This window comes from Phreatobacter aquiterrae (assembly GCF_053471285.1).
Genome location: NZ_JBJPHW010000005.1, coordinates 1 through 24,951, shown reverse-complemented (window position 1 = coordinate 24,951; position 24,951 = coordinate 1). Strand labels below are relative to the sequence as shown.

Sequence of the window (24,951 nt, the reverse complement as noted above, 5' to 3'; positions counted from 1 at the left end):
CTACTCCAGATTCTGGACCTGTTCGCGGAACTGCTCGACCACCGCCTTGAGGGCGAGGCCGGTGGCGGTCAAGGTCACGTCATTGGCCTTGGAGCACAGCGTATTGGTCTCGCGATTGAACTCCTGCGCCAGGAAGTCGAGCTTGCGGCCGACCGCGCCGCCTTCTGCGATCAGCTTCGCCGCGGCGGCGACATGGGCGTCGAGCCGGTCCAGCTCCTCGCGGATATCGGCCTTGGAGGCGATCATCAGCGCCTCCTGGTGCAGGCGGTCGGGATCGAAGTTGCGGCCGGGCTCGAGCAGGGCTGCGATCTGTTCGGCGATCTTCGCCTTGATGGCTTCCGGCCGGCGGCAGGGATTGTCCTCGGCCTCGCGCTTCAGCGCCGCGATCTCGGTGAGACGGTCGGTCAGGATGGTGCCGAGGGCCGCGCCCTCGCTGCGACGCATGTCGACGAGGCGGGCGAGCGCGGTGTCGAGCCCGGAGAGGACGCCGGCGACAAGCCTTGCCCGCTCCTCCTCGCTCTCCTCCGCCTCGACGATGTCGATGACGCCCTTGATCGCCAGCAGCCCGTCGATCGCGGGCGCGCGCGCATCGATGCGCTCGGCGATCAGGCGGGCGGCTTCCGCCACCTGCGCCAGCACCGCCTCATTGATCCGGACCTCCGTGGTGGCTGTCTCCCGCTTCGCCGCCAGCGAGGCGAAGACCGAGCCGCGCGTGACCGCGGCCGCCACCTTCTGGCGGATCACGGGCTCCGCCGCATCGAGGCTCGGCGGCAGCCGCAGCTTGACGTCGAGGCCCTTGGAATTGACCGACTTGATCTCCCAGGTCCAGACGGTCGCACCCGTCACGCCTTCGGCACGGGAAAAACCCGTCATGCTGGACAGGGCCATGGAATCCTCTGGCGCACGATGATCCCGCAGGGCGTTACGGCCCGGCTGCGGCGAGGTCAAGCGTCGCGAACCCTGGCCTCGTCAGCGCGTGGCGCGGCGGGGGGCGCCGGCGGGGGCTACCGGCGTGTCGGCCGTCGCGGCCGCAGGCGTTGCCGTTCCGGACGCTTCCGCCCGCTCGCGCTCGATGCGGCGCCAGTTGGCGACGTTGCGGTTGTGCTGCTCCAGCGTCTCGGCGAAGGCGTGCCCGCCGGTTCCGTCGGCGACGAAATAGAGTTCACGATGGCGCGCCGGATTGGCGACGGCCTCCATGGCGGCGCGCCCCGGATTCCCAATCGGCGTCGGCGGCAATCCGTCGATCTGGTAGGTGTTGTAGGGCGTCAGGCGCTGGATGTCCGACTGGAGGATGGGGCGCCCAAGGGCCCCTCGGCCACCGGCGATGCCATAGATGATGGTCGGATCGGATTGCAGGCGCATCGGCCGGGGCAAGCTCAGACGGTTGACGAAGACGCCAGCGACGCGCGGGCGCTCCTCCGCTTTGCCGGTCTCCTTCTCCACGATGGACGCCAGGGTGACCAGTTCCTCGGGCGTGCGGAGAGGAAGGTCCGGGCGGCGGCGCGACCAGATTTCCTGCAAACGCCGTTGCTGTTCACGCGTCATCATATCGACGATCTGCTGGCGGGAGGTCCCACGCGTGAAGCGATAGGTGTCGGGCAGCAGCGATCCCTCGCGCGGGATGCGCGCGATGTCGCCGATGAGAACGTCGTTGTCACGCAGACGGCCGACGATCTGCTCCGACGTCAGGCCCTCCGGGAGGGTAATGCGATATTCGATTGCCTTGCCGTCAAGGAGGATCGACAGCGCCTCGGCCGTGGAGGCGCCTTTCGGAAACAGGTACTCGCCCCATTTCAGGTCGCCGCGGACGCCGTAGAGCTGGACAGCGGCGGAAAAGAGCAGCGCGCTGTTGATGACGCCGTTGCGCTCCAGCGTCTGGGCGATGGTCTCTGCGGTCGAACCACGCTCGATGAAGACGGCGCGATCCTGCTGCAGCGGGCCCTTCGCGACGAAGGCCTGACGCGCATAGAGGAAGGCCCCCATGCCGCCGACGAGGCCGACGAGCAGGATGGTGATGATGAGGTTGCCGATGACGACCCACTGGTTGCGCGCATGACGCGAGGCGGGCGGCGGCGGCGGGGCCGATTCGGGCTCGAGGGCCGCACGGGGCGACTTGATGGCCGGGCGGGACCCGTTTTGAAGCGGGTTATGTCCGGAATGATCGCTCATGGGGCTGGGCTCTGGTCAGGGTCTCGCGTCACCAAGGGGGAGTGATGCGCAGGGAATGTGGCGAAAGGCGGGTTCGGCCTCTACGCAGCAGCCCGGAAGATGACCGAGGCGTTGGTTCCGCCGAAGCCGAAGGAGTTGGAAAGCACGGTCTCGATGGAGCGCTTGCGGGCCACGTGCGGGACGAGGTCGATCGCGGTTTCGACGGAAGGATTGTCCAGGTTGAGCGTCGGCGGGGCGATCTGGTCGCGGATCGCGAGGATCGAGAAGATCGCCTCCACGGCGCCGGCGGCGCCAAGAAGGTGGCCGATGGACGACTTGGTGGACGACATCGAGATCTTCGAGGCGGCATTGCCGACCAGACGCTCCACCGCGCCGAGCTCGATGCCGTCCGCCATGGTCGAGGTGCCATGGGCGTTGATGTAGTCGACGTCGGAGGCGGTAATGCCGGCGCGCTTGAGTGCGGCCTGCATGCAACGGAAGGCGCCGTCGCCATCCTCGGCGGGCGCCGTGATGTGATGGGCGTCGCCCGACAGGCCGTAGCCGATCACCTCCGCATAGATCTTGGCGCCACGCGCCTTGGCGTGCTCGTACGCCTCGAGCACGACCATCCCGGCTCCCTCGCCCATTACGAAACCGTCGCGGTCACGGTCATAGGGGCGCGAGGCGCGGGTCGGCTCGTCGTTGAAGGTGGTGCTGAGCGCCCGGCAGGCAGAGAAACCGGCGAGCGAAAGGCGGCTGATCGGCGATTCGGTGCCGCCGGCCACCATCACATCGGCATCGCCGAAGGCGACGAGGCGGGCAGCATCGCCGATCGCATGGGCGCCGGTGGAGCAGGCGGTGACGACGGCGTGGTTCGGCCCCTTGAGGCCGTGGGCGATGGAGACGTAACCGCCGGCCAGGTTGATCAGGCGCCCGGGAATGAAGAAGGGCGAGATGCGCCGCGGACCCTTGTCACGCAGGATCAGGGCCGCCTCGGCAACGCCATCGAGGCCGCCAATACCGGAGCCGATGAGGACGCCGGTGGTGTTCTGTTCGTCGGACGTCTTGGGATGCCAGTCGGCATCGTCGAGCGCCTGTTTGGCCGCGCACATCGCAAAGACGATGAACTGGTCGACCTTGCGCTGCTCCTTGGGCTCCATCCAGTCGTCCGGATTGAAGGCGCCGGGCGCGTCACCGCGCGGAATCTGGCAGGCAATCTTGGCGGCGATGTCCGACACGTCGAAATGCTCGACCCTGGAAGCGCCGCTCTCGCCGCCGCAGAGGCGCGACCAGGTTTCCTCCACACCGCATCCCAGCGGCGTGAGAAGTCCCATTCCGGTCACAACAACGCGGCGCATCATCGCTTCACCCACATCCCACACCGTGAACGAAAAGCCGGAGACGCTGCGCGCTCCCCGGCCCTTCGGACTTCAACAGTCGAACTGACAGTGTTTCGATCAGGCGCTGGTCGCCTTCTCGAGGAACTTCACGGCATCGCCGACCGTCAGGATGGTCTCGGCGGCGTCATCCGGAATTTCCACGCCGAATTCTTCCTCGAACGCCATCACGAGTTCGACGGTGTCGAGGCTGTCGGCCCCGAGATCGTCGATGAAGCTCGCGGTCGGAACCACCTTCTCGGCGTCGACGCCGAGCTGTTCCACAACGATCTTCTTCACGCGTTCAGCGGTATCGCTCATTAGATTATCCTCGTTCCATCCGACGATGAGTCACCGCTCTCGACCGGATGCGGTGTGCGGCTTTCAAGTTTGCAGGTGGCGAGCCGCTTCGCCGTGAATTCCGGATCGATTGGGAAGCCCCCTGCCCGAACCTGAAGGCTCTCTATCACAGGCCTTCCGGTTTTGCCAGCACGCGTCCCAAACACCGAAAACCCCAATCAGATCATGGCCATACCGCCATTCACATGGAGTGTCTGCCCGGTGACATAAGCCGCTTCCTCCGACGCGAGGTAGACGGCAGCGGCGGCGATCTCCCTCGCCTGGCCGAGCCGGCCGGCCGGAACGCGCGTCAGGATCGTCTCCTTCTGCTTGTCGTTCAGCACGTCGGTCATGGCGGTTTCGATGAAGCCGGGGGCGAGACAGTTGACCGTGACGTTGCGGCTGGCGATTTCGGCGGCGAGCGACTTCGACATGCCGATCAGGCCCGCCTTCGCAGCAGCGTAGTTGCCCTGGCCGGGGTTGCCGGTCACGCCGACAACGGACGTGATCTGCACGATACGCCCCCAGCGCTTGCGCATCATCAGCTTGGCGGCGGCGCGCGTCAGGCGGAAGGTGGCGGTGAGATTGACCGCGATCACCTGGTCCCACTCCTCGTCCTTCATGCGGATGAAAAGGTTGTCGCGGGTGATTCCGGCATTGTTGACGAGGATGTCGAGCCCGCCCATGGCCTTCTCGGCGGAGGGGACAAGCGCCTCCACCTCCTCGACCGAGGAGAGGTTCGTCGGAACGACGTGGGCGCGCTCGCCGAGGCTGGCGGCGAGTTCCTCGAGCTTCTCGCGACGCGTGCCGGAGAGCGCGACGGTCGCGCCCTGTGCGTGCAGCGCGGTGGCTATGGCGCCGCCGATGCCGCCGGTGGCGCCCGTGACGAGGGCGGTCTTGCCGGTCAGGTCGAACATGGTGGTCCTCCTCTTGTCCCTCAGGTCCGCGCGGCCTTGAAGGCGGCGACATCGTCCGGCGTGCCGATGGCGATACCGGATGCGCCGTCGGCGATGCGCCGGACGAGGCCGGTCAGCACCTTGCCGGCGCCGGTCTCGTAAAAGGTGGTGACGCCGGCGCCAGACATGGCGACGACGCATTCGCGCCAGCGCACGGTGCCGGTGACCTGCTCGACGAGCCGCCTGACGATCTCGGCGGGGTCGCTGACCGGCGCCGCCAGCACGTTGGCGACGACCGGCACGACCGGAGCCTTCACCTGAACCGTCGACAGAGCCTCCGCCATGGCGTCGGCCGCCGGCTGCATCAGGGCGCAGTGGAAGGGGGCGGAAACCGGAAGCGGAATGGCGCGCTTGGCGCCCTTCGCCCTGGCGATCTCGCAGGCCCGGTCCACCGCCGCCTTGTGGCCGGAGATGACGACCTGGCCGCCGCCATTGTCATTGGCGGCCTGACAGACATCGCCCTGGGCGGCCTCGGCGGCGACCGCCACGACCGCCTCGAAGTCGAGACCGAGAATGGCCGCCATGCCCCCCGTGCCGACGGGAGTTGCCGCCTGCATGGCATTGCCGCGGATGCGCAGCAGGCGCGCCGCGTCCGCAATGGAGAAGGTGCCGGCGGCAGCCAGCGCCGAGTATTCACCGAGGGAATGGCCGGCGACGAAGGCCGCGTCGCGCGCGAGGTCGAGGCCGGCTTCGGCTTCCAGCACGCGGATCGTCGCGAGAGAGACCGCCATCAGCGCCGGCTGGGCGTTCTGCGTCAGGGTCAGGGTCTCAACGGGGCCGTCCCACATGACGGCGGAGAGCTTTTCGCCGAGGGCGGCGTCGACCTCATCGAAGACCGCGCGCGCCTGGGGGAAGCCGTCCGCCAGGGCCTTGCCCATGCCGACCGTCTGGCTGCCCTGTCCCGGGAAGGTGAATGCAGCGGTCATCCCTCAACCTCTCGCGCCGTCGTGAAGGTGCGCGGGACTGGCATCGGGCTGCGGCGGAGTCAAGCGAGGGCGGGGATTCATTTCAACTCGGACGGCCGCAAAACGCCTCTTGCCAGGAGCGTGCCGATCCTTGATATGTAACATTATAACGTATGAGGTTTTCATGTCCGACGACCGCCGCCTGCCCGTCACCGTCCTCTCCGGCTTCCTGGGAGCCGGCAAGACGACGCTGCTGAATCACATCCTGAACAACCGCGAGGGGCGTCGCGTCGCCGTCATCGTCAACGACATGTCCGAGGTGAACATCGACGCCGACCTCGTCCGCGACGGCGGCGCCAACCTGTCGCGCACGGATGAGAAGCTGGTGGAGATGACCAATGGCTGCATCTGCTGCACGCTGCGCGACGACCTTCTGACCGAGGCGCGCCGGCTCGCCGATGGCGGACGCTACGACTACCTGCTGATCGAGGGAACGGGCATTGCCGAACCGCTGCCGATCGCGGCGACGTTCTCCTTTCGAGACGAGAACGATCAGGCGCTGGAGGATGTCGCCCGTCTCGACACGATGGTGACCGTGGTCGACGCCGTCAATCTCGTGAAGGATTTCGGCAGCCGGGATTTCCTCAGGGATCGCGGCGAGACGACCGGATCGGAGGACGAGCGAACCCTCGCCGACCTCCTCACCGACCAGATCGAGTTCGCCGACGTCGTCATCGTCAACAAGGTGTCGGATGTCACGGCCGAACAGCGCAACCTCGTGCTGAAGGTGGTGCGCGGCCTCAATCCGGATGCTCAGATGATCGAGACCGATTTCGCCAGGGTGTCTCTCGACGCGGTACTCGATACCGGCCGCTTCGACCCTCAGAAGGCGGAAATGCACCCGCTCTGGGCGAAGGAACTCTACGGCTTCAAGGACCATGTGCCGGAGACGGAGGAGTACGGAATCTCCTCCTTTGTCTATCGCGCTACGCGCCCCTTCGACCCCACAGCCTTCGACGCCTTCCTGAGAAAGATCTGGCCAGGGCTCATTCGCGCCAAGGGCCATTTCTGGCTGGCGACGCGACCGGACTGGTGTGGCGAATTGTCGATCGCCGGCGCGGTCTGCCGGACCTCGGCCATGGGCTTCTGGTGGACCGCTGTGCCGAAGGCGCGCTGGCCGCAATCGGAGGAATGGCGCGAGATGCTCAAGCGCCACTGGCACCCGGTCTATGGCGACAGGCGGCAGGAACTGGTCTTCATCGGAACGGGGATGGACGAGGCGGCGATGCGCGCGGCGCTCGACGGCTGCCTTCTGGGACGCGCCTCGGCCACACGGTTCAGCACGGACGACTTCGCAGGTCTCACCGATCCGTTCCCGGCATGGCGCCGCGAGGCGGACGCCGCCTGAGGGTCAGTGACGCAGGGGATCCGTGATCGCGACCACCAGATCCTCGCCCTCGAAATGGAGGGTTTCGGTATGCGCCGTCGAGACGGGCAGGGTCGCTTCAAGGTCGACGTCGCCGCGCGCGACAGCCGCCACAAGGGCACGACCAAGGGAGCGGCGGGCGCCCTCATCCTCGGCAAAGACGCCCAGTTCCTCGCAGGTGCAATCGAACTTGCGCTTGATGAGCGACAGGTCCTGCGGCGTCAGGATGCAGGCCGGCATGGGAGGTTGCTGAAGGTTCGACATGGATTCGCTCCCGGATTGGTCCGCCTCGCGAACTGTTGCGTTTTCTTTCATTGGATCACGGCAAGAAAAGGGCGGTCAGCCAGCGTGACTATAGCGCTTCACCGGCTTCGGCGGAGCGCCGCGCGTCAAATCCTTGGGCCCGCTGACACCGTCGGCGAAGGTTCCCGCGCCGATCTCGTCGCCGGCCTGCTTGTCCCCGCCGCGATTGCCCGCGCCGCCGCGGTCCGGACCATCCGACACGATGCGCTTCTTCACGGAACTCGTCTTGCCGGAGTGAGCTTTCGCCGTCATGAACGCCTCCTGTCGCAGCCTGTTTGCAGAATAACCCGGCATATCCTCCCGGGTTCCCGGCACGGGCGAGAGCCGGAAGAACTTGAATCTCCGGAAAGTTCGCGTATAAGGCCGCCTTCGCTTCGGTCGGCCGGTGGCTGAACGGACGGCAGGTTTTCCTGCAGGATGGGTTTTCATCCGTCGTCCGGTGTCTCCGCCTTCGAGAAAACTGTCGGGCCTGTCCAGGGCTCGGGGGGCTTCGCGCCGGACAAAGCGTCACTCGAACCGGAGACAGGCCGAATGCCTCTCTATGAACATGTGTTCCTGGCGCGCCAGGACGTGACCTCGCAGCAGGCCGAAGCGCTTGCCGAGCAGTACAAGGGCGTCATCGAAGCCCATGGCGGCGCGGTGCCCAAGGTCGAGCCCTGGGGCCTCAAGTCGATCGCCTTCCGCGTCCGCAAGAACCGCAAGGCGCACTACACCCTGATGAACATCGATGCTCCGCCGGCGGCCATCGCCGAGATGGAGCGCCAGATGGCGATCAACGAGGACATCCTCCGCTTCATGACCGTCAAGGTCGAGGAACTCGAGGAAGCCCCGTCTGCCATGCTGCAGAAGCGTGACCGCGACGATCGTGGCGAGCGCGGCTTCGGCGGCGATCGCGGCTTCGGCGGCGGTGGCGGCCGTGACCGTGGCTTCGGTGGCGGCGGCGGTGACCGCAGCTTCGGTGGTGGTGGTGGCGGAGGCGGCGCCCGTCGTTTCCGCGATCGTGACGGCGGCGATGTCGAAGCCGGCGTCGAAGTCGCACAGACGGAGGAGTGACCATGTCAGCCGCAGCAGCAGCCGGTGGCGCCCGCCGCCCCTTCTTCCGTCGTCGCAAGACCTGCCCGTTCTCCGGCCCCGGCGCGCCGAAGATCGACTACAAGGACGTGCGTCTTCTGCAGCGCTACATTTCCGAGCGCGGCAAGATCGTTCCGTCCCGCATCACGGCCGTGTCGGCCAAGAAGCAGCGCGAGCTCGCCCAGGCGATCAAGCGCGCCCGCTTCCTCGGCCTTCTCCCCTACGTGATCAAGTAAGAACCGCATCTGCGGCGGGACGTCCGCGTCCCGCCGCCTGCCTATCCGTGCATCATTGATCGTCGGCCGCGCCGGTTCGCAAACCGCCGCGGCTGAAGCTGGGGATTCTCCCCTAACCCTCTGGTACGAGCGGGACAGCTGACGATGGGACCGACCCTCGCCATCGCCTTCGGGGCAGGACTTGCCTCCGCTCTCCTCTTCGCGACGCTGGCGTCGGGGAGCGTGATGGCGCTCGTCCTGTTCTACTTCGCGGCGCTGCCCGTGCTCATCGCCGGCCTCGGCTGGGGACATTATGCCGGCGCCTTCGCAGCCGCCATCGGGGCACTGGCCCTGTCGCTCGCCTTCACGTCGCAATTCGGCATCTTCTTCTTCTTCTCCGTCGGCCTGCCGGCCTGGGTTCTGACCTACGCGGCCCTGTCGCTGCGGCCCGCGCCGACGCAGGAGGACCCGCAGGCGGTCGAATGGGTGCCGCCCGGCCTGCTGCTGACCATGATCGGCGTCGGCGCGGTCATTCTCACCCTCTTCGCCATCGTCGCGCTCTACGGCCTCGACTTCGAGGCGTTCCAGACCGCCATCCGGCAGGCTGTGGGCCGGACGCTGGCGCAGGTCCGGGTCGGCAATACCGACCGCGACACGCTCGTTCTCCTGATGGCCGCCGCGGTGCCGGTCGCCGCGGCGGTGGTGTGGACCTTCGTGACGACCGTCAATCTCTATGTCGCCGGAAGGATCGTCCGCGCCTCCGGCCGGCTGGTCCGCCCCTGGCCCGACCTGCCCGCCCTCAAGCTGCCGAAATGGACCGCCGTCGCGCTCTTCGTCGGCTCGGTCGGGTCCTTCGCCTCGGGCTTTCCCGGCCAGCTTGCGGCCATCGTCCTGGCGGTGGGCCTTGCCGTCTATGCGCTGCAGGGCTTCGCGCTGGCCCATGACGTCACCCGCGGCTGGGGCATGCGCGGCTTCGCGCTCGGCCTGCTCTACGCGCTCACCTTCGTCATCGGCTGGCCGATGATCTTCGTCGCGCTCGCTGGCCTTGCCGACGTGCTCTTCGACATCCGGGCGAGGCGCAAACCGCCGCTGCCCCCCTTCAACACCTGACACAGACAAGGAGAAGAACCATGCAAGTGATCCTGCTCGAGCGCGTCGCCAAGCTTGGCCAGATGGGCGAAGTCGTCGACGTGAAGCCGGGCTATGCCCGCAACTACCTGCTCACCAGGGGCAAGGCGCTGCGCGCCACCGAAGTCAACCGCAAGAAGTTCGAGACGATGAAGGCCCAGCTCGAGGCCCGCAATCTCGAACTGAAGAAGGACGCCGAAGCGGTCGCCGCCAAGCTCGACGGCACTTCCTACATCCTGATCCGCCAGGCCGGCGAGACCGGCCAGCTCTACGGTTCGGTCTCCGGACGCGACCTTTCCGAGGCGATCACCGGCGCCGGCATCTCGGTCGCCCGCGCCCAGGTCCAGCTCGACACCCCGATCAAGGCCATCGGCCTGCACAAGGTCACGATTTCGCTGCATCCGGAAGTCGAGGCCTCCGTCACGGTCAATGTCGCCCGTTCGGTCGGCGAGGCGGATCGCCAGGGCCAGGGCGAGGACCTGACCCAGCGCGCCGACGAGCCGACCTTCGAGACCTTCAATCCGGAAGAGTTCGGCGACGAGCAGGGCTGAGGCCCGCGGCGTCCGGACAGGCCGGGCGCCCCTCGCCTTCCCGGCAAACGAAAACGCCCGGTCCTGCGACCGGGCGTTTTTTCTTGAACCGCATGCAGCGGCGAGGCGCGGGCCTCGCCGGCCAGCCTCAGTAGCGGGCGATCACCGGCGCGGCCACGGGCGGGTGGCCGAAGAGATAGCTCACGCCGACGCGAACCGTGTGCGTCTCGACGCGGTTGTTGATGTCGGAGGAGTTCGGATCGATCGAGCAGGAGTCGGTGGCAAGGCAGGTGCGCGAGCCGTAGTTGGTGTAGCGGTACTCGGCGCGGACCGACCAGTGGTAGTTGAACTTGTGCTCGATGCCGGCGCCGATCGTCCAGCCAAGCCGCGTCCGGGAATAGCGGACAATGTGGTTGGCGCCATTGATGCAGTCGTCGATCACGGTGCAGACGGTCATGTTGGCGAAGGCGAGGCCGCCGGTCAGGTAGAACAGCGACTTGTGATGCACGAAGCCGAAACGGCCGCGCAGCGAACCCTGCCAGTTCAGACCGACGCGCTGCTGATAGCTGTTGCCGGCGACGCCCCCGGAGTAGGCGACATTGCCGTTGTACCAGGGCGAGGAGATTTTCGCCTGCGGGCCATCGAAGTCGAGTTCGGCGCCGATCAGGAAATGACCGAAGAGGCGCTGGATGCCGAAGTGCAGGCCGTAGGTGAAGCGGGCGCCGGCGTAGTCGTAGGCGAAATCCGGGAAGGAGGGATGGGCGGCGCCGAGGGCATCGGAGTGGAAACCCGCGTTGCGGATGACCTGCATGCCGACGGAGCCGCCGACATAGACGCCGCTCCACTTGTCGGCGTGGTGGTAGGAGGGTTCGACGACCTCGGAACCACGAAGCATTGGCGCGCCGAGGTCGGCAGCCCCGGCCGCGGCGGACGTCAGGAGAACCGCGGCAGCGGCCATGGGTAATGCGACACGCTTGAACATGGGAGCGCCCCTTGGAAATGAACGATTCACCGCGATTGCGGTTCGCATGAGGGATCGCACGTTAATCTTAACGTTGGGTTTCCAAGCGACGCTCTAGGTAAAGCGAGGATTGTACTTGGCGAATGACCGCGACTGCTTGCCGGCGACTGTGGCGCAGGTGCAACAGCCGCTTCTCCCGACACCCTTGCCGTCCACTCCCAACGGCGGGGCTGAGTCAAGCTCGGCGGGGCGTCATCACACTCCTGCCTTGGGATTGCTGTGAACAGTGGGACCTTGCCAAAATCTGCCGCTAGTGATTCCCGGTCCGACTGATAGCCAAGTTCAGCTGCCCGGCCCCGAATTCAAAAAAGAAGCCCCATGTCCGCCCTGCCCGCCCTGAGACCCGTCGGCCCGTCCGAACTGCCGTTCCGCCAGGCCCCGCACAACATCGAGGCCGAGCAGGCGCTATTGGGCGCGATCCTCGTCAACAACGAGGCGTTCTACCGAATCTCGGACTTCCTCGAGCCGAAACACTTCTTCGATCCGCTGCATCAGAAGATCCACGAGATCTCCTCCCAGCTCATCCGCGCCGGCAAGATCGCGACGCCGGTGACGCTGAAGACCTTCATGAACGATGCCGCCATCGACGTCGGCGGCATGACGGTCGCGCAATATCTCGCCCGCCTGGCGGCGGAGGCGACCACCATCATCAATGCCGAGGACTACGGCCGGGCGATTTACGACCTCGCCATCCGCCGCAACCTGATCCTCATCGGCGAGGGCATGGTCAATGTCGCCTATGACGCGCCGGTGGACATGCCGCCGCGCACGCAGATCGAGGATGCCGAGAAAAGCCTGTTCGAACTCGCCGAGACCGGCCGCTACGATGGCGGATTCCGCCGCTTCACCGACGCCATGGCCCGCGCCCTCGACATGGCCGCGGCGGCCTACCAGCGCGACGGCAAGCTGTCGGGCATCTCGACCGGCCTCAACGACCTCGACCAGCGGCTCGGCGGCCTGCAGCACTCCGACCTCGTGATCCTCGCCGGCCGCCCCGGCATGGGCAAGACGGCGCTCGCCACCAACATCGCCTTCAACATCGCCAAGGCCTACCGTTTCGAGGTGGAGCCGGACGGCACCCACAAGACGACGAATGGCGGCATCGTCGGCTTCTTCTCGCTCGAAATGAGCTCTGACCAGCTCGCGACGCGTATCGTCGCCGAACAGGCGGCGATACCCTCCTACAAGATCCGCCGCGGCGACCTGAACGAGAAGGAGTTCTACGACCTGACCGAGGCGGCCCGGCAGATCCAGTCGCTCCCCCTCTACATCGACGACACCGGCGGCCTGTCCATCGTCCAGCTTGCGGCGCGCGCGCGCCGGCTGAAGCGCCAGCGCGGCCTCGACTTCATGGTGGTCGACTATCTCCAGCTGCTGTCCGGCTCGTCGAAGAAGGGCGAGAACCGCGTGCAGGAGCTGACCGAGATCACCACGGGCCTCAAGGCGCTCGCCAAGGAATTGCACGTGCCGATCATGGCACTGTCGCAGCTCTCGCGTCAGGTCGAGTCGCGCGACGACAAGCGCCCGCAGCTCTCGGACCTGCGTGAATCAGGCTCCATCGAGCAGGACGCCGACGCCGTCATGTTCGTGTTCCGCGAGGAATATTATCTGAAGAACAAGGAGCCGAAGCCCGGCACCGAAGAGCATCTCAAGTGGCAGACCGACATGGCGCAGGTCCACGGACGCGCCGAGGTCATCATCGGCAAGCAGCGTCACGGACCGACCGGCACCGTCATGCTGCAGTTCGAGGATTCGGTGACGCGCTTCTCCGACCTCGCCGACTCCGACCGCCTGCCTGAACGTTTCGAGTAATCCGATGACCATCCCCCCGAACGAGGCCGGAGCGGTCCTGACCATCGACCTCGGGGCGCTGGCGAGGAACTACCGGACGCTGGCCGCGATGGGGCACGGCGCGGCCTGCGCCGCCGTGGTCAAGGCCGACGCCTACGGCCTCGGCATCGAGAAGGCGGGACCGGCGCTGTCGACCGCTGGCTGCGAAACCTTCTTCGTGGCGCACCTGTCGGAAGCGCGGCGGCTCAGGGCCGTGGTGCCGCGCGCCACGATCTATGTGCTCAACGGGCTCTTCGTATCGGCTCTGGGAGCCTATGCGGAGCTGAATCTGAGGCCGGTCCTCGGCAGCCGCGATGAGGTCGAGACCTTCGCCGCCTTCTGCGACACGCTGGGACGCCGGCTGCCGGCCGCCGTGCATATCGACACGGGCATGAACCGCCTCGGCCTCGACCTTGCCGAGGCCGCCCTGCTGGCCGAGCCGGGAGCTGCGGCGCTCGCCTTCGAACCGGCGCTGATCATGAGCCACCTCGCCTGCGCCGACGAACCCGGTCATGCGCTCACCGCGCGGCAGATCGACCGGTTCCAGCAGATTCGTGCGCTTTTTCCGGGCGTCGCCGGCTCGCTCGCCAATTCGGCCGGCTGCACCCTCGCCAGCGCCCGCCATGACCTCATGCGTCCGGGCATCGCGCTCTATGGGGCCAAGTTCGTCGCCAACCGCGATCCGCTCGCACCCGTCGTCCGCCTCGACGCGCCCATCGTGCAGGTGCGCACGATCCGCGCCGGCGAGACGGTCGGCTATGGCGCGGCCTGGACGGCGGGGCGCACCAGCCGCATCGCCATCGTCTCGGTCGGCTATGCCGACGGCTATATCCGTCAGGCCGGCTCCACCGACCGCAAGACCGGCGCGCCGATCCGCGTCAACGGCGTCATCTGCCAGCCGGCCGGCCGCGTCTCCATGGACCTCGTCGCCATCGACGTGACCGATGCCGGCGCCGTCGGTCCCGGCGACATGGCGACGCTTCTCGGCGACGGCATCGGCCTCGACGACATGGCGGAGGCTGCCGGCACCATCGGCTACGAGATCCTGACCAGCCTCGGGCGGCGTTACCATCGCCGCTACGCGGACTGACATGGCCCGCGCCACCACCACCTACGTCTGCCAGTCCTGCGGCGCCTCCTACGGGCGCTGGCAGGGCAAGTGCGAGAACTGCGGCGCGTGGAACACCATCGCCGAGGAAAGCGTGGCGGCGACCGGCATCGGCGGGGCGCCCGCCAAGGGTCCCGCCCGGGGCGGCAAGACGCGCGGCCGGGCCTTCGTGCTCGCCGGGCTAGACGGCGTCAATGACGAGGCTCCGCGCACCGAGACACAGGTGGGCGAACTCGACCGCGTCTTCGGCGGCGGCCTCGTCAAGGGCTCGGTGATCCTCATCGGCGGCGACCCCGGCATCGGCAAGTCCACCCTGCTCATCCAGGCCTCGGCGCGGCTGGCGCGCATGGGCCACCGCGTCGTCTACATCTCGGGCGAGGAAGCGGTCGGCCAGGTGCGCCTCAGGGCCGACCGCCTGGCCCTGACGGCCTCGCCGGTGGAACTCGCCGCAGAGACCAATGTCGAGGACATCGTCGCCACCCTGTCGGAGGGGCCTACGCCCCGACTCGTCGTCATCGATTCGATCCAGACCATGTGGACCGACACCGTGGAGAGCGCCCCCGGCACGGTCAGCCAGGTGCGCTCGGCCGCGCAGATCCTGATCCGCTACGCCAAGAAATCGGGCGCCGCCGTCATCCTCGTCGGCCACGTCACCAAGGACGGGCAGATCGCCGGCCCGCGTGTCGTCGAGCACATGGTCGATGCGGTGATGAGCTTCGAGGGCGAAGGCGGCCACCATTTCCGCATCCTGCGCGCCGTGAAGAACCGCTTCGGGCCGACCGACGAGATCGGCGTGTTCGAGATGACCGGCATGGGCCTGCGCGAGGTGCCGAATCCGTCGGAGCTCTTCCTCGCCGGCCGCGATCTCGGCGCGCCGGGCACCGCCGTCTTCGCCGGGATGGAGGGCACGCGCCCCGTGCTGGTGGAGATCCAGGCTCTGGTCGCTCCCTCGACGCTCGGCACGCCGCGCCGCGCGGTGGTCGGCTGGGACCCCGCCCGGCTCTCCATGGTGCTCGCCGTGCTGGACGCGCACTGCGGCGTGCGCCTCGGCGGCCACGACGTTTATCTGAACGTTGCCGGAGGCCTCAGGATTGCCGAGCCGGCTGCCGATCTCGCCGTGGCCGCGGCGCTGGTCTCGTCGCTGTCGGGCGCCGTGCTGCCGGCCGACGCGGTCTATTTCGGCGAGGTCAGCCTCTCCGGCGCGGTCAGGCCGGTAGCGCAGGCCGCCGCCCGCCTCAAGGAAGCCAAGAAGCTGGGGTTCACGAAGGCCGTGGTGCCCGAGATCGCCCGTGGCGAGACGGGCGAACCGGGTCTTGCGACGCAGGCCGTCACGAACCTGTCGACGCTCGTCGCCGACATCGCGGCGTCGGGCGTTGCGCGGGAGCGACCGAAGGCTGCAACCGGGGAGTGACCCGGCAAGGGGAGGAAACGGGCGATGGGCTATCTGAGGCGCGTGTTCCTTGCCGGCGTCCTGCTGCTCCTGCCCCTCGCGGTCACCGCCTTCGTCGTGGGGTGGACGGTCAGCTTCATCTACGCCTTCGTCGGCCCCGGAACGGTGGTCGGCCGCTTCCTGACATCGCTCGGCCTCGGCTTCTCAAGTTCCTCGCTCGCCGCCTATCTCATCGGCATCCTGATGGTCTGCGGGCTGATCTATCTGCTCGGCCTCGTCGCCATCGTGCTGCAGGAGCGGTTGCAGGACGCCCTCGACCGAATCATGCGGCGCATCCCGCTGATCGGCACCGTCTACGAACTGTCGCGCCGCTTCGTCTCCATGGTGGACCGCAAGGACGCCGATGGCCTGAAGAGCATGAGCCCGGTCTGGTGCTTCTTCGGCGGCGAACCCGGCGGCGCCGCAGTGCTGGCGCTGCTGCCCTCCCACGAGCCGGTGATGGTCGGCGAGCATCGCTATCTCGGCATCCTCGTGCCGACGGCGCCGGTTCCGATCGGCGGCGGGCTCATCTACGTGCCGGAGAGCTGGGTGACGGCGGCCGATATCGGCATGGACCAGCTCATGAGCATCTATGTCTCGATGGGGGTCACACCGCCCAAGGCGGTGACGCCCCTGCCGGCGGACAACCGGGCGAGCGAGAGCCCTTCGTAGCAACCGGGACATGACCTCCGCGCCACATTCTGGACGGCTTGTGCGTGGTCGGGGTTTGCACCCACCCGTGACGGGGTGACGCGGGCCACCTGCCTCGCTATAAGCGCGAGGTTCGCGCACGGGTTCAGTGACTCGCAGCGCCCGAAGCAAGCCTTTCCGGAGCCGAAATCGATGCCGGTCACCTATCTCGATATCGGCCTCGCCGCGATCATGCTGATCTCCGCGCTGCTGGCGATGGTGCGCGGCTTCGTCCGCGAGGTGCTGTCCATAGCGTCCTGGGCGCTGGCGGCGATCGCCACCTGGTACGCCTATCCGCGGCTCCTGCCGATCGCCCAGACGCAGGTTTCCAACGAGTTGCTCGCCAAGGCGATCGTCATCGCCGGCGTGTTCCTGGCGGTGCTGGTGGTCGTCTCCGTCATCACCATCAAGATTTCCGACGCCATCCTCGATTCGAAGATCGGCGTGCTCGACCGCACCCTCGGCTTCGCCTTCGGATTGGGGCGCGGCCTGGTCATCGTCGTCGTCGCCTTTGCCTTCTTCACCTGGCTGGTGCCCGGCCCGAACCGGCCGGACTGGGTGACGCGCGCCAAGTCCTATGCGCTGCTTGAGCAGACCAAGGACTGGCTCATCGCCCAGTTGCCGCAGGACATTGAGGGATCGGACATCCTGCGCCGCCTGAACCGCACGCAGGCCCCGGCCGGTGGCGCGACGCCGCCTGTCACGGGAGCGCCTCCTGCCGCCAGCGCGCCGCCCGCGGCGACGACTGCGCCGGGTGCGACGCCGCCGCGCCAGCCCTGACGGCTTGTGCGGGCATATCGATCGGCGCATGGTCGCCGTGCATGGGGTGGATCTTTCGTTCCGGCGCATCGGCCCGCATCTATGGCGACGGGCTGACGACCTAGGCTTTCAGACGACGAGGATGCGATGACGCAATCCCTGGAGATCCGCCATCACGAGGCGGATCAGGACGCTGCGTTCGGCCGCGAGCCGAGCCTCGATTTCGAGAGCGACAAGCTGCACGAGGAATGCGGCGTCTTCGGCGTCTACGACCACCCCGATGCGGCGGCGTTGACCGCGCTTGGCCTGCACGCTCTCCAGCATCGCGGCCAGGAGGCGGCCGGCATCGTCTCCTTCGACGGCGCCCGCTTCCATTCCGAGCGCCGCATGGGTCTCGTCGGCGACAACTTCTCCCGCCGCGAGGTGATCGATCGCCTGCCCGGCCAGTCGGCCATCGGCCACACGCGCTATTCGACGACCGGCGGCACCCTCCTGCGCAACGTGCAGCCGCTCTTCGCGGAGCTCGAGACCGGCGGCTTCGCCGTCTGCCATAACGGCAACCTAACCAACGGCCTCACCCTGCGCCGCCGCCTCATCGCCGATGGGGCCATCTACCAGGCGACGTCGGACACCGAAGTGATCCTCCATCTCGTCGCCCGCTCGCGCCGCAATCGCTTCGTCGACCGTTTCATGGACGCGCTGAGCCAGATCGAGGGCGGCTACGCCTTCGTCGGCATGACCAACAAGAAGCTGATCGGCGCCCGCGACCCGCTCGGCATCCGCCCGCTGGTGATCGGAGAACTCGACGGCCGCTTCATCCTGGCGTCGGAATCGGTGGCCCTCGACATCATCGGCGCGCGCTTCGTGCGCGAGGTGGAGAATGGCGAGATCGTCGTCATCGACGAGAAGGGCGTGGAATCGATCAAGCCTTTTCCAGCCCGTCGCAAGCGCCCCTGCATCTTCGAGTATGTCTATTTCGCCCGGCCCGATTCCATTGTCGATGGCAAGAACGTCTACGGCCTGCGCAAGCAGATCGGCGCCATCCTGGCCAAGGAGGCGCCGGTTGATGCCGATGTCGTCGTGCCGGTGCCGGATTCCGGGGTGCCGGCCGCCATCGGCTACGCCCAGGCCGCGGGGATTCCCTATGAGCTCGGCATCATCCGCAATCACTATGTCGGGCGCACCTTCATCCAGCCGACCCAGTCGGTACGCGAGCTCGGCGTCAGGCTGAAGCACTCGGCAAACCGCGCCGTCGTCGAGGGCAAGCGGCTCGTCCTCGTCGACGATTCCATCGTGCGCGGCACGACCTCGCGCAAGATCGTGCAGATGATGCGCGATGCGGGCGCCAGCGAGGTTCATTTCCGCATCGCCTCGCCGCCGATCAAGTTCCCGGACTACTACGGCATCGACATGCCGGACCAGGACAAGCTGCTGGCGGCGCACATGTCGATCGAGCAGATGCGCGACTATCTCGGCGTCGATTCGCTCGCCTTCATCTCGATCGACGGCCTCTACCGCGCGCTCGGCGAGCCTGGCCGCAATGCCGCCCAGCCGCAGTTCACTGACCACTACTTCACCGGCGACTATCCGACGACCATCACCGACCTTGTCGGAGAGGCGGCCAAGCAGCTCTCGCTGCTGGCGGAAGCGAGCTGACGGGATCTGTTCCAGACATGACGACCAAGCCTTTCACAGGACGCATCGCCTGCGTCACCGGCGCCTCGCGCGGCATCGGGCGGGCGACGGCGCTGGCCCTCGCCGCCGGCGGTGCGCAGATCGTGGCGGTGGCCCGCACCCAGGGCGGGCTTGAATCGCTCGACGACGCCATCCAGAAGGCAGGCGGGCTGCCCGCGACGCTGGTGCCGCTCGACATCCGCGACGGCGACGGGCTCGACCGGCTCGGGCTCGCCATCCACGAGCGCTGGGGCAGGCTCGACGTCCTGGTGGCGAACGGTGCCATTCTTGGACCGATCTCGCCGCTCGGCCATGTCGTGCCGAAGGAATGGGACCAGATCGTCGCCGTGAACCTGACGGCGCAATGGCGGCTGATCCGCTCCTTCGACCCCCTGCTGCAGGCCTCCGATGCCGGGCGGGCCGTCTTCGTGACCTCGGGTGCGGCGACGAAGTGCCGGCCGTTCTGGGGCCCCTACTCCACGACCAAGGCGGCGCTCGACGCCCTGGCACGCACCTATGCCGCCGAGACGGAGAAGACGGCGATCCGCGTGAACCTGTTCAATCCCGGCCCGATCCGCACCACCATGCGGGCGCAGGCCATGCCGGGTGAGGATCCGCAGACGCTGGAGCCGCCGGAGGCAGCGGCCGAGGCGATCGTTGCCATGTGCCTCGCCTCGCTGACGGAAACGGGGCGTCTGTTCGACTTCCCGACCCGCAGTTGGAAAAGCTTCCGCGACCCGGCCTGATGCACCGTCACGCGAGCCCGGCGCCGTCGCGCGTGCCGGTATCATAGCGCTTTTGCGCGACCTCGACGGCGCCGATATGCGTCTCCGCCCAGACGCGCAGCGGGTCGACCGCCTCGTGCAGGGTCATGCCGAGTGGCGTGATCGAGTATTCCACCGTCACCGGCACTGACGGGATGACGCGGCGCGACACGAGACCGTCCCGCTCCAGGCTCTTCAGCGTCTGCGACAGCATCTTCTGCGAGATGCCGTCGATGAGGCGGCGCAGCGCATTGAAGCGCTTCGTACCGCGCGCCAGCAAGATCAGAATCAGGACGGCCCATTTGTCGCCGACGCGGTCGAGAACGCGCCGGGTCGGGCAGGCCGCGGCGAAGACGTCCGGCGGGTAGAGCCCCGCCGACACCGGCGCCTGACCACCGAGACTGTCGGTCATGATCTTCGCGGCCATGGCGGTTCCCTTCGGGTGACCTTGTGACGGACAAGTGCCTTCTTACCGAGGCGCTCACCGTTCGCTATCTGGTATCCATTGGTAACTACCACAAGGACATCTCGCATGAAAGTCGCACTGCTCGGCGCCTCCGGCATGATCGGATCGCGCATCCTCGCCGAGCTCGCCTCGCGCGGGCACGCCGTCACGGCGCTCGCCCGCAATACCGCCAGGATCGCCGCCCTGCCCAGCGTCACGCCAAAGGCGGTGGACGCCGATGACCGTGCAGCCCTCGCCGCCGCCTATGCCGGGCATGATGCGGCGATCTCGTCGGTCCACTACCTCGCCTCGAATGCCGATACGCTCATCGGCGCAGCGAAGGACTCCGGCGTTGCGCGCTATCTGGTTGTGGGCGGCGCCGGCAGCCTGGAGGTCGCGCCGGGCGTGAGCCTCGTCGACACACCGCAGTTCCCGGCGCTCTATCTCGACGAAGCCCGGGCCGGCGGCGTTTTCCTCGGCAAGCTCAAGGCGGAGCCGGAGCTGAACTGGACCTTCCTGTCGCCCTCGGCGCTGATCCAGCCGGGCGAGCGCACCGGGACCTTCCGCCTCGGCACGGACCAGTTGCTGGTCGACGCAGCCGGCAACAGCGCCATTTCCGCGGAGGACTATGCAGTGGCGCTGGTCGATGAGTTGGAAGCGCCGAAGCACGTCCGGGCGCGGTTCACGGTGGGCTATTAAACATCGCCGGGCGGGGGCGCATCGCGCGTTCCCGCCCTACCGGATCTTCCGCCCCGTCTCGGCGTAGGGATTGTCCGTCTTCTTCAGGTGGAAGCGGATCGGCGTGCCCTTCAAATCGAAACTCTCGCGCAGGCCGTTCACCAGATAGCGCAGGTAGCTCTCGGGGAGCGCCTCGGGGCGCGAGCAGAAGGCGACGAAGGTCGGCGGCCGCGTCTTGGCCTGCGTCATGTAGCGCAGTTTGATGCGCCGGCCGGTGACGGCCGGCGGCGGATGGTGGTCGATGGTCTCCTGCAGCCAGCGCACCAGCGTGCTGGTCGAGATCCGCTTCTGCCACGGCACGCGCGCATCGAGGATGGCCTGCATCACGCGGTCGAGCCCCTGTCCGGTCTCGGCCGAGTTGGCGACGACCGGGCAGCCCTTGATCTGCGGCAGCCAGTGGTCGGTCTCCTCGCGGAGCTTCGCCGCTTTGCCGCCCTTGTGGGGCACGAGGTCCCATTTGGTGAAGGCGAGCACGACCGCCCTGCCCTCCTTGGAGGCGAGGTCGGCGATGCGAAGATCCTGATCCTCGAAGGGCTTCGTCGCGTCCATGCAGACGACCACGACCTCGGCGAAGCGGATCGACCGCAGCGCGTCGGCCACGGACAGCTTCTCCAGCTTGTCCTCGATGCGGGCGCGCTTCCTGAGGCCCGCGGTGTCCACGAGGCGGAACTTGCGGCCGCCCCAGTCCCAGTCCACCGAGATGGAATCGCGGGTGATGCCGGCCTCGGGCCCGGTGAGCAGACGCTCTTCCCCGATCAGCGCGTTGACGAGCGTCGACTTGCCGGCGTTCGGCCGCCCGACGATGGCGACCGGAATGGGCTTCGACAGATCCTCCGGCGGCGCCTCCTGGTCGCCCTCCGGAATATCGTCGACCTCCTCCTCGTCCTCGTCAGCGAAGACAGGCGGCGGCATGAGGGCGGCGAGCGCCTCGTAGAGTTCGTTGATACCCTCGCCATGTTCGGCGGACAGCGGAACAGGATCGCCCAGGCCCAGCGAGAAGGCCTCGTAGGCCCCGGCCATGCCGACCTTCCCCTCGCTCTTGTTGGCGGCGAGGATGACCGGCTTGCCCGACTTGCGGACGAGTTCGGCGAAGGAGCGGTCGTCGGGGGTCAGGCCGATGCGCGCATCGACCATGAACAGCACGGCGTCGGCGAGGCGGATGGCCTCCTCGGTCTGGGCGCGCATCCGGCTTTCCAGCGAGCCCTCGCGGGTGTCTTCAAGGCCGGCGGTGTCGATGATGGTGAATTCCAGGTCGCCGAGGCTCGCCTCGCCTTCGCGACGGTCGCGGGTCACGCCCGGCCGGTCGTCGACCAGCGCGATGCGCTTGCCGACGAGGCGGTTGAACAGCGTCGACTTGCCGACATTGGGCCGGCCGACGATGGCGAGCGTGAAGGTCATGGTGGGGGCGATGCGGGTCAGCGGCCGCGCGCCGGCGCCTGGGCCGGCGGCGGCTCGGCGGGCGGCGGCGCGGCGGGCGGCGGCGCGGCGCCGATCGGCGAATTGGCCGGCTGCTGGACCGAGCGGTCGATGCCCGGGACCCCCTCGGGGAAGACCGGCCGGCGGTCACCGGCGAGCGGAGGGCTGCGGCGCTCGAACATGGCGGGAATGTCCTGCAGGGTCTCGCAGCCGGCCATGGCGAGGCCAAGACCGGCAAGAATACCGGTGCGCAGGACGAGGCGGCGGTCGGGGCGGAAAGTGGTCATGGGCGGATCCCGGTGGTCGCTCAGCTGCCGCTGGCGGAGAAGACGGTGGACATGAGGTCGGCGCGGCCGCGCACGCCCTGCGGCGATTCGCGGTCGTCCTGGATCGCCTTGATCCAGCGCTCGGCCGTGGGGCGGTCGCCGGCCCTGAGGGCGGCGAGCGCCAGGATCTCGCGCGCCGAATGGCGGAACGGCCGGTCCGCGCCGGCGAGCGGTTCGGCCCGCTGGACGAGGTCGGCCGGCGGCGCGGTATCGACCAGGAGATAGGCGGCGCGCAGCCGCGCCAGATCCTGCAGGACCGGTCCGATTCCGGCATCGGTGCCGAGCGTGTCGAGCACGCGTACCGCCTCGGCCTTGTCGCGGGCGGCGAGCTCCGTCGCGTGGCGGAACCGCGCGAGGATGCGGTAGCCGGAGGGCGCTTCGGCGGTGAGCGCAGCGAACCGGCTCTCGGCCTCCTGCGCGCTGGTCTGCGACAGCCTCAGCGCCGCCTCGAACTTCGCGCCGGCAGCAGCGGACCGCTGGGCCTGCACATAGTCGTAGAGACGCCAGCCGCCGACCACCAGCACGACCGCCGCCGCGGAGGCGACGATGACCGGCCAGTACTTCTGCCATAGCGCCTCGGCCTTGGCCCGGCGCAGGTCCTCTTCAACTTCGTCGAAAATATCGGCCATGGTCTCATCCAGCCGCGGCGAACCCGTCAAAGGTCCGGCGCGCCCCCGTCAGAAGGCGCGGAACCTATCAACTCCCCCTGTGCGACGCAAACGCGGCGCGACTGGGGCGGAGAGCGACCTGATCGCACCGCACCACCGCTTGCGATGACAGGTCCGCCCCGTAGCACCGATGCCTGAACATGAAATGCCGGAATTCCCCATCACCGCCACATTTGGGGGCCAAGGAAGGTCCCGAGAGCCGCCGATGGCTCCGCCGCGGGGCCGCACGACTGGCCAGGGGCGGCCGGAAGTGGTAGCGACGTCAGCCTCACCTGCCCATGGTCGAATGAAGCACGTTCCAGTGACAATCTCCGACACAGCGCAGCCTGTCCCTCTCCATGACGCCGGCGTCGTTCTGGGGGACATGTACGATCCGGTTCGCGAGCGCGCCGTGGCGCGCCGCCTGCGCGGCGCACGGCGGCGTCGCCTCGCCCTGCTGATCACCGCCATCTCGATTTCCGCGGCAGCGGCGGCCGGCTTCACACTGTTCAACCGGGACATGATCCAGGCCGAACTGACGCCCGCGCCGGTCGTCGCGGAACCGGCCCCGGCGGCCGAGGCCCCGGCTCTGGCCTCCAGCACCTCCCGCCTGATCCAGTTGCCCGGCACGGGCGCCGACCCGAACAAGGTCCAGGCCCGCGTCATCGTGCCGGCCGATCCCGAACCGCAGCCGGTCCGCGCGCCTGTGACGGACGACGCGGTGCCGAACGCGACGCCCGATGCCGCGCCGCGCACCATTGCGCTGTCTCCGGCGAGCCCCATCCGTGGCGATGCTGCGCCGGCCGAGGCACAGGGCGCCCTGCCCGCCGCGGCCCTCGGCTTCGCGCCGGTGCCGGCGCCGCGGCCCAGCCGCGCGCCCTGAGACCTTTCCGGTCACTCTGAAACACAGTCCCTGACGCGAGCCACCGGGCGGCAATCGCACCCGATTAGACACAGCGTTGCCCCGTCACGACGACGGGCTGCGATCGGGACAAGACAGATGCGGGTACTGGGCTGGGCGCTGTTCTGGGGGCTTGCCGGGCTGGTGGGCGGCTACGTGGCGGCCGTGGCCATCGGGCTGGTGGTGTTCGAGATCTTCAATGTCTCGCAGCGCGAGGGGGCGGCCGCCATGGGCCTCGCCTTCATCATTGGACCCTTCGTGGCCTGTCTCGTCGCCCTGGCGTCTGCGGCAACCGCCGCCATCGTCACCCGCGGACGCGAGCGGAAGCGCGAAGGCGGCCACATCGGACCGCGCCAGCCGTGGGGCCGCGGTGCGCGCGCCGCCGTCGGAGGCATTCTGGGCCTGATCGGCGGCTATGGCGCCGCGGTCATCGTGCTCGCCGCCTTCTACGCCCTCAGGGGCTCGCCCTATTTCTCCAGCTATGCCTGGGCTTACGCCGCCGCCTGGGCGCCGTTCCTCGCCGCGGCCGCGGGAGGCGGATTCGGCATCTGGATCGCACTGCGTGACAAGGGCGCCGCGACGGGCGGCGTCAGCCCCGGCTGAAGGTCGTGGCGTAGAGGTCCGGCTTGAAACCGACCATCAGCTTGCCGTCCGCTTCCAGGACCGGGCGCTTGACGAGCGTACGCATCCGGCGAAGGCCACCTTGCGGGAGTTGAGGCAAATCGTTGAGCACTGTCGGTATGGACAGCCATACGCACAGTGCCTTTGGGCGGCTTGAGATTGTCGAGACGGGGCGTCGCCGTCGT

Annotated in this window: 28 protein-coding genes; 15 read left to right on the top strand and 13 right to left on the bottom strand. The window is 68.0% G+C overall.

Annotation, left to right across the window (positions count from 1 at the left end; all coding sequences use genetic code 11):
* From ACJ4V0_RS09115 to fabD, 6 genes are all read right to left on the bottom strand, one after another.
* Positions 1 to 888 (bottom strand): YicC/YloC family endoribonuclease, encoded by an 888-nt coding sequence (locus ACJ4V0_RS09115; RefSeq protein WP_448299265.1) that lies wholly within the window; start codon positions 886 to 888, stop codon positions 1 to 3.
* Positions 889 to 969: 81 nt separating this feature from the next.
* A complete protein-coding gene (gene mltG, locus ACJ4V0_RS09110; RefSeq protein ID WP_448299264.1) occupies positions 970 to 2,169 on the bottom strand; it encodes an endolytic transglycosylase MltG in 1,200 nt (399 codons plus the stop codon).
* A gap of 80 nt (positions 2,170 to 2,249) precedes the next feature.
* Positions 2,250 to 3,506: a beta-ketoacyl-ACP synthase II gene (gene fabF / locus ACJ4V0_RS09105; protein ID WP_448299263.1), complete on the bottom strand. Its 1,257-nt coding sequence runs from the start codon at positions 3,504 to 3,506 to the stop codon at positions 2,250 to 2,252.
* Positions 3,507 to 3,605: 99 nt separating this feature from the next.
* Complete coding sequence (locus ACJ4V0_RS09100) at positions 3,606 to 3,845, bottom strand: acyl carrier protein (RefSeq protein WP_293420992.1); 240 nt, start codon at positions 3,843 to 3,845, stop codon at positions 3,606 to 3,608.
* Positions 3,846 to 4,042: 197 nt separating this feature from the next.
* A complete protein-coding gene (gene fabG, locus ACJ4V0_RS09095) occupies positions 4,043 to 4,780 on the bottom strand; it encodes a 3-oxoacyl-[acyl-carrier-protein] reductase (RefSeq protein WP_448299262.1) in 738 nt (245 codons plus the stop codon).
* A 20-nt stretch (positions 4,781 to 4,800) separates the two neighbouring features.
* Positions 4,801 to 5,745 carry an ACP S-malonyltransferase gene (fabD, locus tag ACJ4V0_RS09090; protein ID WP_448299261.1) on the bottom strand — a complete coding sequence of 315 codons (945 nt, stop codon included), beginning with the start codon at positions 5,743 to 5,745 and terminating at the stop codon, positions 4,801 to 4,803.
* A 163-nt stretch (positions 5,746 to 5,908) separates the two neighbouring features.
* Here fabD and ACJ4V0_RS09085 point away from each other — a divergent pair, with 163 nt between their 5' ends.
* Positions 5,909 to 7,132 carry a GTP-binding protein gene (locus tag ACJ4V0_RS09085; RefSeq protein WP_448299260.1) on the top strand — a complete coding sequence of 408 codons (1,224 nt, stop codon included), beginning with the start codon at positions 5,909 to 5,911 and terminating at the stop codon, positions 7,130 to 7,132.
* 3 nt (positions 7,133 to 7,135) lie between these two features.
* Here the strand turns inward: ACJ4V0_RS09085 and ACJ4V0_RS09080 are convergent, their stop codons facing one another.
* Positions 7,136 to 7,414 (bottom strand): hypothetical protein, encoded by a 279-nt coding sequence (locus tag ACJ4V0_RS09080; protein ID WP_448299259.1) that lies wholly within the window; start codon positions 7,412 to 7,414, stop codon positions 7,136 to 7,138.
* A gap of 75 nt (positions 7,415 to 7,489) precedes the next feature.
* Positions 7,490 to 7,705, bottom strand: coding sequence for a hypothetical protein (locus ACJ4V0_RS09075; RefSeq protein WP_448299258.1), 216 nt, complete (start codon positions 7,703 to 7,705; stop codon positions 7,490 to 7,492).
* 279 nt (positions 7,706 to 7,984) lie between these two features.
* Between ACJ4V0_RS09075 and rpsF the strand changes: the two genes are divergently transcribed.
* The 4 genes from rpsF to rplI all read left to right on the top strand — a co-directional run bounded on the left by rpsF (position 7,985) and on the right by rplI (position 10,418).
* Positions 7,985 to 8,506 carry a 30S ribosomal protein S6 gene (gene rpsF, locus ACJ4V0_RS09070; RefSeq protein ID WP_448299257.1) on the top strand — a complete coding sequence of 174 codons (522 nt, stop codon included), beginning with the start codon at positions 7,985 to 7,987 and terminating at the stop codon, positions 8,504 to 8,506.
* Between the two features lie 2 nt (positions 8,507 to 8,508).
* Positions 8,509 to 8,760 (top strand): 30S ribosomal protein S18, encoded by a 252-nt coding sequence (gene rpsR / locus ACJ4V0_RS09065; protein WP_448299256.1) that lies wholly within the window; start codon positions 8,509 to 8,511, stop codon positions 8,758 to 8,760.
* A 144-nt stretch (positions 8,761 to 8,904) separates the two neighbouring features.
* A complete protein-coding gene (locus tag ACJ4V0_RS09060; RefSeq protein WP_448299255.1) occupies positions 8,905 to 9,849 on the top strand; it encodes a DUF2232 domain-containing protein in 945 nt (314 codons plus the stop codon).
* A 20-nt stretch (positions 9,850 to 9,869) separates the two neighbouring features.
* A complete protein-coding gene (gene rplI / locus ACJ4V0_RS09055) occupies positions 9,870 to 10,418 on the top strand; it encodes a 50S ribosomal protein L9 (RefSeq protein ID WP_448299254.1) in 549 nt (182 codons plus the stop codon).
* Between the two features lie 127 nt (positions 10,419 to 10,545).
* Here the strand turns inward: rplI and ACJ4V0_RS09050 are convergent, their stop codons facing one another.
* On the bottom strand, positions 10,546 to 11,379 hold the full coding sequence (locus tag ACJ4V0_RS09050; RefSeq protein ID WP_448299253.1) for an outer membrane protein: 834 nt from the start codon (positions 11,377 to 11,379) through the stop codon (positions 10,546 to 10,548).
* Positions 11,380 to 11,736: 357 nt separating this feature from the next.
* Here ACJ4V0_RS09050 and ACJ4V0_RS09045 point away from each other — a divergent pair, with 357 nt between their 5' ends.
* The 7 genes from ACJ4V0_RS09045 (at position 11,737) to ACJ4V0_RS09015 (ending at position 19,654) form a co-directional block, all read left to right on the top strand.
* On the top strand, positions 11,737 to 13,230 hold the full coding sequence (locus ACJ4V0_RS09045) for a replicative DNA helicase (protein ID WP_448299252.1): 1,494 nt from the start codon (positions 11,737 to 11,739) through the stop codon (positions 13,228 to 13,230).
* A gap of 4 nt (positions 13,231 to 13,234) precedes the next feature.
* Positions 13,235 to 14,338 carry an alanine racemase gene (gene alr / locus ACJ4V0_RS09040; protein ID WP_448299251.1) on the top strand — a complete coding sequence of 368 codons (1,104 nt, stop codon included), beginning with the start codon at positions 13,235 to 13,237 and terminating at the stop codon, positions 14,336 to 14,338.
* A 1-nt stretch (position 14,339) separates the two neighbouring features.
* The gene (gene radA, locus ACJ4V0_RS09035) at positions 14,340 to 15,767 is read left to right on the top strand and encodes a DNA repair protein RadA (RefSeq protein WP_448299250.1); all 1,428 of its coding nucleotides are present in this window, start codon (positions 14,340 to 14,342) and stop codon (positions 15,765 to 15,767) included.
* Between the two features lie 24 nt (positions 15,768 to 15,791).
* Entirely contained in the window at positions 15,792 to 16,457 is a 666-nt protein-coding gene (locus ACJ4V0_RS09030; protein ID WP_448299249.1) for a DUF502 domain-containing protein, read from the top strand.
* A 171-nt stretch (positions 16,458 to 16,628) separates the two neighbouring features.
* Positions 16,629 to 17,255: a CvpA family protein gene (locus ACJ4V0_RS09025; RefSeq protein ID WP_448299248.1), complete on the top strand. Its 627-nt coding sequence runs from the start codon at positions 16,629 to 16,631 to the stop codon at positions 17,253 to 17,255.
* 126 nt (positions 17,256 to 17,381) lie between these two features.
* Positions 17,382 to 18,890, top strand: coding sequence for an amidophosphoribosyltransferase (gene purF, locus ACJ4V0_RS09020; protein WP_448299247.1), 1,509 nt, complete (start codon positions 17,382 to 17,384; stop codon positions 18,888 to 18,890).
* A gap of 17 nt (positions 18,891 to 18,907) precedes the next feature.
* Positions 18,908 to 19,654: an SDR family NAD(P)-dependent oxidoreductase gene (locus tag ACJ4V0_RS09015; protein ID WP_448299246.1), complete on the top strand. Its 747-nt coding sequence runs from the start codon at positions 18,908 to 18,910 to the stop codon at positions 19,652 to 19,654.
* A gap of 7 nt (positions 19,655 to 19,661) precedes the next feature.
* On the opposite strand, the gene ACJ4V0_RS09010 is transcribed toward ACJ4V0_RS09015, so the two are convergent.
* The gene (locus tag ACJ4V0_RS09010) at positions 19,662 to 20,084 is read right to left on the bottom strand and encodes a winged helix-turn-helix transcriptional regulator (protein ID WP_448299518.1); all 423 of its coding nucleotides are present in this window, start codon (positions 20,082 to 20,084) and stop codon (positions 19,662 to 19,664) included.
* 120 nt (positions 20,085 to 20,204) lie between these two features.
* Here ACJ4V0_RS09010 and ACJ4V0_RS09005 point away from each other — a divergent pair, with 120 nt between their 5' ends.
* A complete protein-coding gene (locus ACJ4V0_RS09005; protein ID WP_448299245.1) occupies positions 20,205 to 20,816 on the top strand; it encodes an NAD(P)-dependent oxidoreductase in 612 nt (203 codons plus the stop codon).
* Positions 20,817 to 20,852: 36 nt separating this feature from the next.
* On the opposite strand, the gene der is transcribed toward ACJ4V0_RS09005, so the two are convergent.
* From der to ACJ4V0_RS08990, 3 genes are read right to left on the bottom strand one after another with little or no spacing between them, the layout of a single operon-like run.
* Positions 20,853 to 22,253, bottom strand: coding sequence for a ribosome biogenesis GTPase Der (der, locus tag ACJ4V0_RS09000; RefSeq protein WP_448299244.1), 1,401 nt, complete (start codon positions 22,251 to 22,253; stop codon positions 20,853 to 20,855).
* Positions 22,254 to 22,270: 17 nt separating this feature from the next.
* Positions 22,271 to 22,558, bottom strand: a complete 288-nt coding sequence (locus tag ACJ4V0_RS08995) for a hypothetical protein (protein WP_448299243.1) — start codon at positions 22,556 to 22,558, stop codon at positions 22,271 to 22,273.
* Positions 22,559 to 22,578: 20 nt separating this feature from the next.
* Positions 22,579 to 23,226, bottom strand: a complete 648-nt coding sequence (locus ACJ4V0_RS08990; protein WP_448299242.1) for a tetratricopeptide repeat protein — start codon at positions 23,224 to 23,226, stop codon at positions 22,579 to 22,581.
* 403 nt (positions 23,227 to 23,629) lie between these two features.
* Between ACJ4V0_RS08990 and ACJ4V0_RS08985 the strand changes: the two genes are divergently transcribed.
* Positions 23,630 to 24,127 carry a hypothetical protein gene (locus tag ACJ4V0_RS08985; protein WP_448299241.1) on the top strand — a complete coding sequence of 166 codons (498 nt, stop codon included), beginning with the start codon at positions 23,630 to 23,632 and terminating at the stop codon, positions 24,125 to 24,127.
* Positions 24,128 to 24,244: 117 nt separating this feature from the next.
* Positions 24,245 to 24,748, top strand: coding sequence for a hypothetical protein (locus tag ACJ4V0_RS08980; RefSeq protein ID WP_448299240.1), 504 nt, complete (start codon positions 24,245 to 24,247; stop codon positions 24,746 to 24,748).
* Positions 24,749 to 24,951: the final 203 nt, after the last annotated feature.

Excerpts from the sequence above, each read along its gene's own strand:
- ACJ4V0_RS09115 (WP_448299265.1), bottom strand. The coding sequence starts at position 888 with ATGGCCCTGTCCAGCATGACGGGTTTTTCCCGTGCCGAAGGCGTGACG.
- mltG (WP_448299264.1), bottom strand. The coding sequence starts at position 2,169 with ATGAGCGATCATTCCGGACATAACCCGCTTCAAAACGGGTCCCGCCCG.
- fabF (WP_448299263.1), bottom strand. The coding sequence starts at position 3,506 with ATGCGCCGCGTTGTTGTGACCGGAATGGGACTTCTCACGCCGCTGGGA.
- ACJ4V0_RS09100 (WP_293420992.1), bottom strand. The coding sequence starts at position 3,845 with ATGAGCGATACCGCTGAACGCGTGAAGAAGATCGTTGTGGAACAGCTC.
- fabG (WP_448299262.1), bottom strand. The coding sequence starts at position 4,780 with ATGTTCGACCTGACCGGCAAGACCGCCCTCGTCACGGGCGCCACCGGC.
- fabD (WP_448299261.1), bottom strand. The coding sequence starts at position 5,745 with ATGACCGCTGCATTCACCTTCCCGGGACAGGGCAGCCAGACGGTCGGC.
- ACJ4V0_RS09085 (WP_448299260.1), top strand. The coding sequence starts at position 5,909 with ATGTCCGACGACCGCCGCCTGCCCGTCACCGTCCTCTCCGGCTTCCTG.
- ACJ4V0_RS09080 (WP_448299259.1), bottom strand. The coding sequence starts at position 7,414 with ATGTCGAACCTTCAGCAACCTCCCATGCCGGCCTGCATCCTGACGCCG.
- ACJ4V0_RS09075 (WP_448299258.1), bottom strand. The coding sequence starts at position 7,705 with ATGACGGCGAAAGCTCACTCCGGCAAGACGAGTTCCGTGAAGAAGCGC.
- rpsF (WP_448299257.1), top strand. The coding sequence starts at position 7,985 with ATGCCTCTCTATGAACATGTGTTCCTGGCGCGCCAGGACGTGACCTCG.
- rpsR (WP_448299256.1), top strand. The coding sequence starts at position 8,509 with ATGTCAGCCGCAGCAGCAGCCGGTGGCGCCCGCCGCCCCTTCTTCCGT.
- ACJ4V0_RS09060 (WP_448299255.1), top strand. The coding sequence starts at position 8,905 with ATGGGACCGACCCTCGCCATCGCCTTCGGGGCAGGACTTGCCTCCGCT.
- rplI (WP_448299254.1), top strand. The coding sequence starts at position 9,870 with ATGCAAGTGATCCTGCTCGAGCGCGTCGCCAAGCTTGGCCAGATGGGC.
- ACJ4V0_RS09050 (WP_448299253.1), bottom strand. The coding sequence starts at position 11,379 with ATGTTCAAGCGTGTCGCATTACCCATGGCCGCTGCCGCGGTTCTCCTG.
- ACJ4V0_RS09045 (WP_448299252.1), top strand. The coding sequence starts at position 11,737 with ATGTCCGCCCTGCCCGCCCTGAGACCCGTCGGCCCGTCCGAACTGCCG.
- alr (WP_448299251.1), top strand. The coding sequence starts at position 13,235 with ATGACCATCCCCCCGAACGAGGCCGGAGCGGTCCTGACCATCGACCTC.
- radA (WP_448299250.1), top strand. The coding sequence starts at position 14,340 with ATGGCCCGCGCCACCACCACCTACGTCTGCCAGTCCTGCGGCGCCTCC.
- ACJ4V0_RS09030 (WP_448299249.1), top strand. The coding sequence starts at position 15,792 with ATGGGCTATCTGAGGCGCGTGTTCCTTGCCGGCGTCCTGCTGCTCCTG.
- ACJ4V0_RS09025 (WP_448299248.1), top strand. The coding sequence starts at position 16,629 with ATGCCGGTCACCTATCTCGATATCGGCCTCGCCGCGATCATGCTGATC.
- purF (WP_448299247.1), top strand. The coding sequence starts at position 17,382 with ATGACGCAATCCCTGGAGATCCGCCATCACGAGGCGGATCAGGACGCT.
- ACJ4V0_RS09015 (WP_448299246.1), top strand. The coding sequence starts at position 18,908 with ATGACGACCAAGCCTTTCACAGGACGCATCGCCTGCGTCACCGGCGCC.
- ACJ4V0_RS09010 (WP_448299518.1), bottom strand. The coding sequence starts at position 20,084 with ATGACCGACAGTCTCGGTGGTCAGGCGCCGGTGTCGGCGGGGCTCTAC.
- ACJ4V0_RS09005 (WP_448299245.1), top strand. The coding sequence starts at position 20,205 with ATGAAAGTCGCACTGCTCGGCGCCTCCGGCATGATCGGATCGCGCATC.
- der (WP_448299244.1), bottom strand. The coding sequence starts at position 22,253 with ATGACCTTCACGCTCGCCATCGTCGGCCGGCCCAATGTCGGCAAGTCG.
- ACJ4V0_RS08995 (WP_448299243.1), bottom strand. The coding sequence starts at position 22,558 with ATGACCACTTTCCGCCCCGACCGCCGCCTCGTCCTGCGCACCGGTATT.
- ACJ4V0_RS08990 (WP_448299242.1), bottom strand. The coding sequence starts at position 23,226 with ATGGCCGATATTTTCGACGAAGTTGAAGAGGACCTGCGCCGGGCCAAG.
- ACJ4V0_RS08985 (WP_448299241.1), top strand. The coding sequence starts at position 23,630 with ATGTACGATCCGGTTCGCGAGCGCGCCGTGGCGCGCCGCCTGCGCGGC.
- ACJ4V0_RS08980 (WP_448299240.1), top strand. The coding sequence starts at position 24,245 with ATGCGGGTACTGGGCTGGGCGCTGTTCTGGGGGCTTGCCGGGCTGGTG.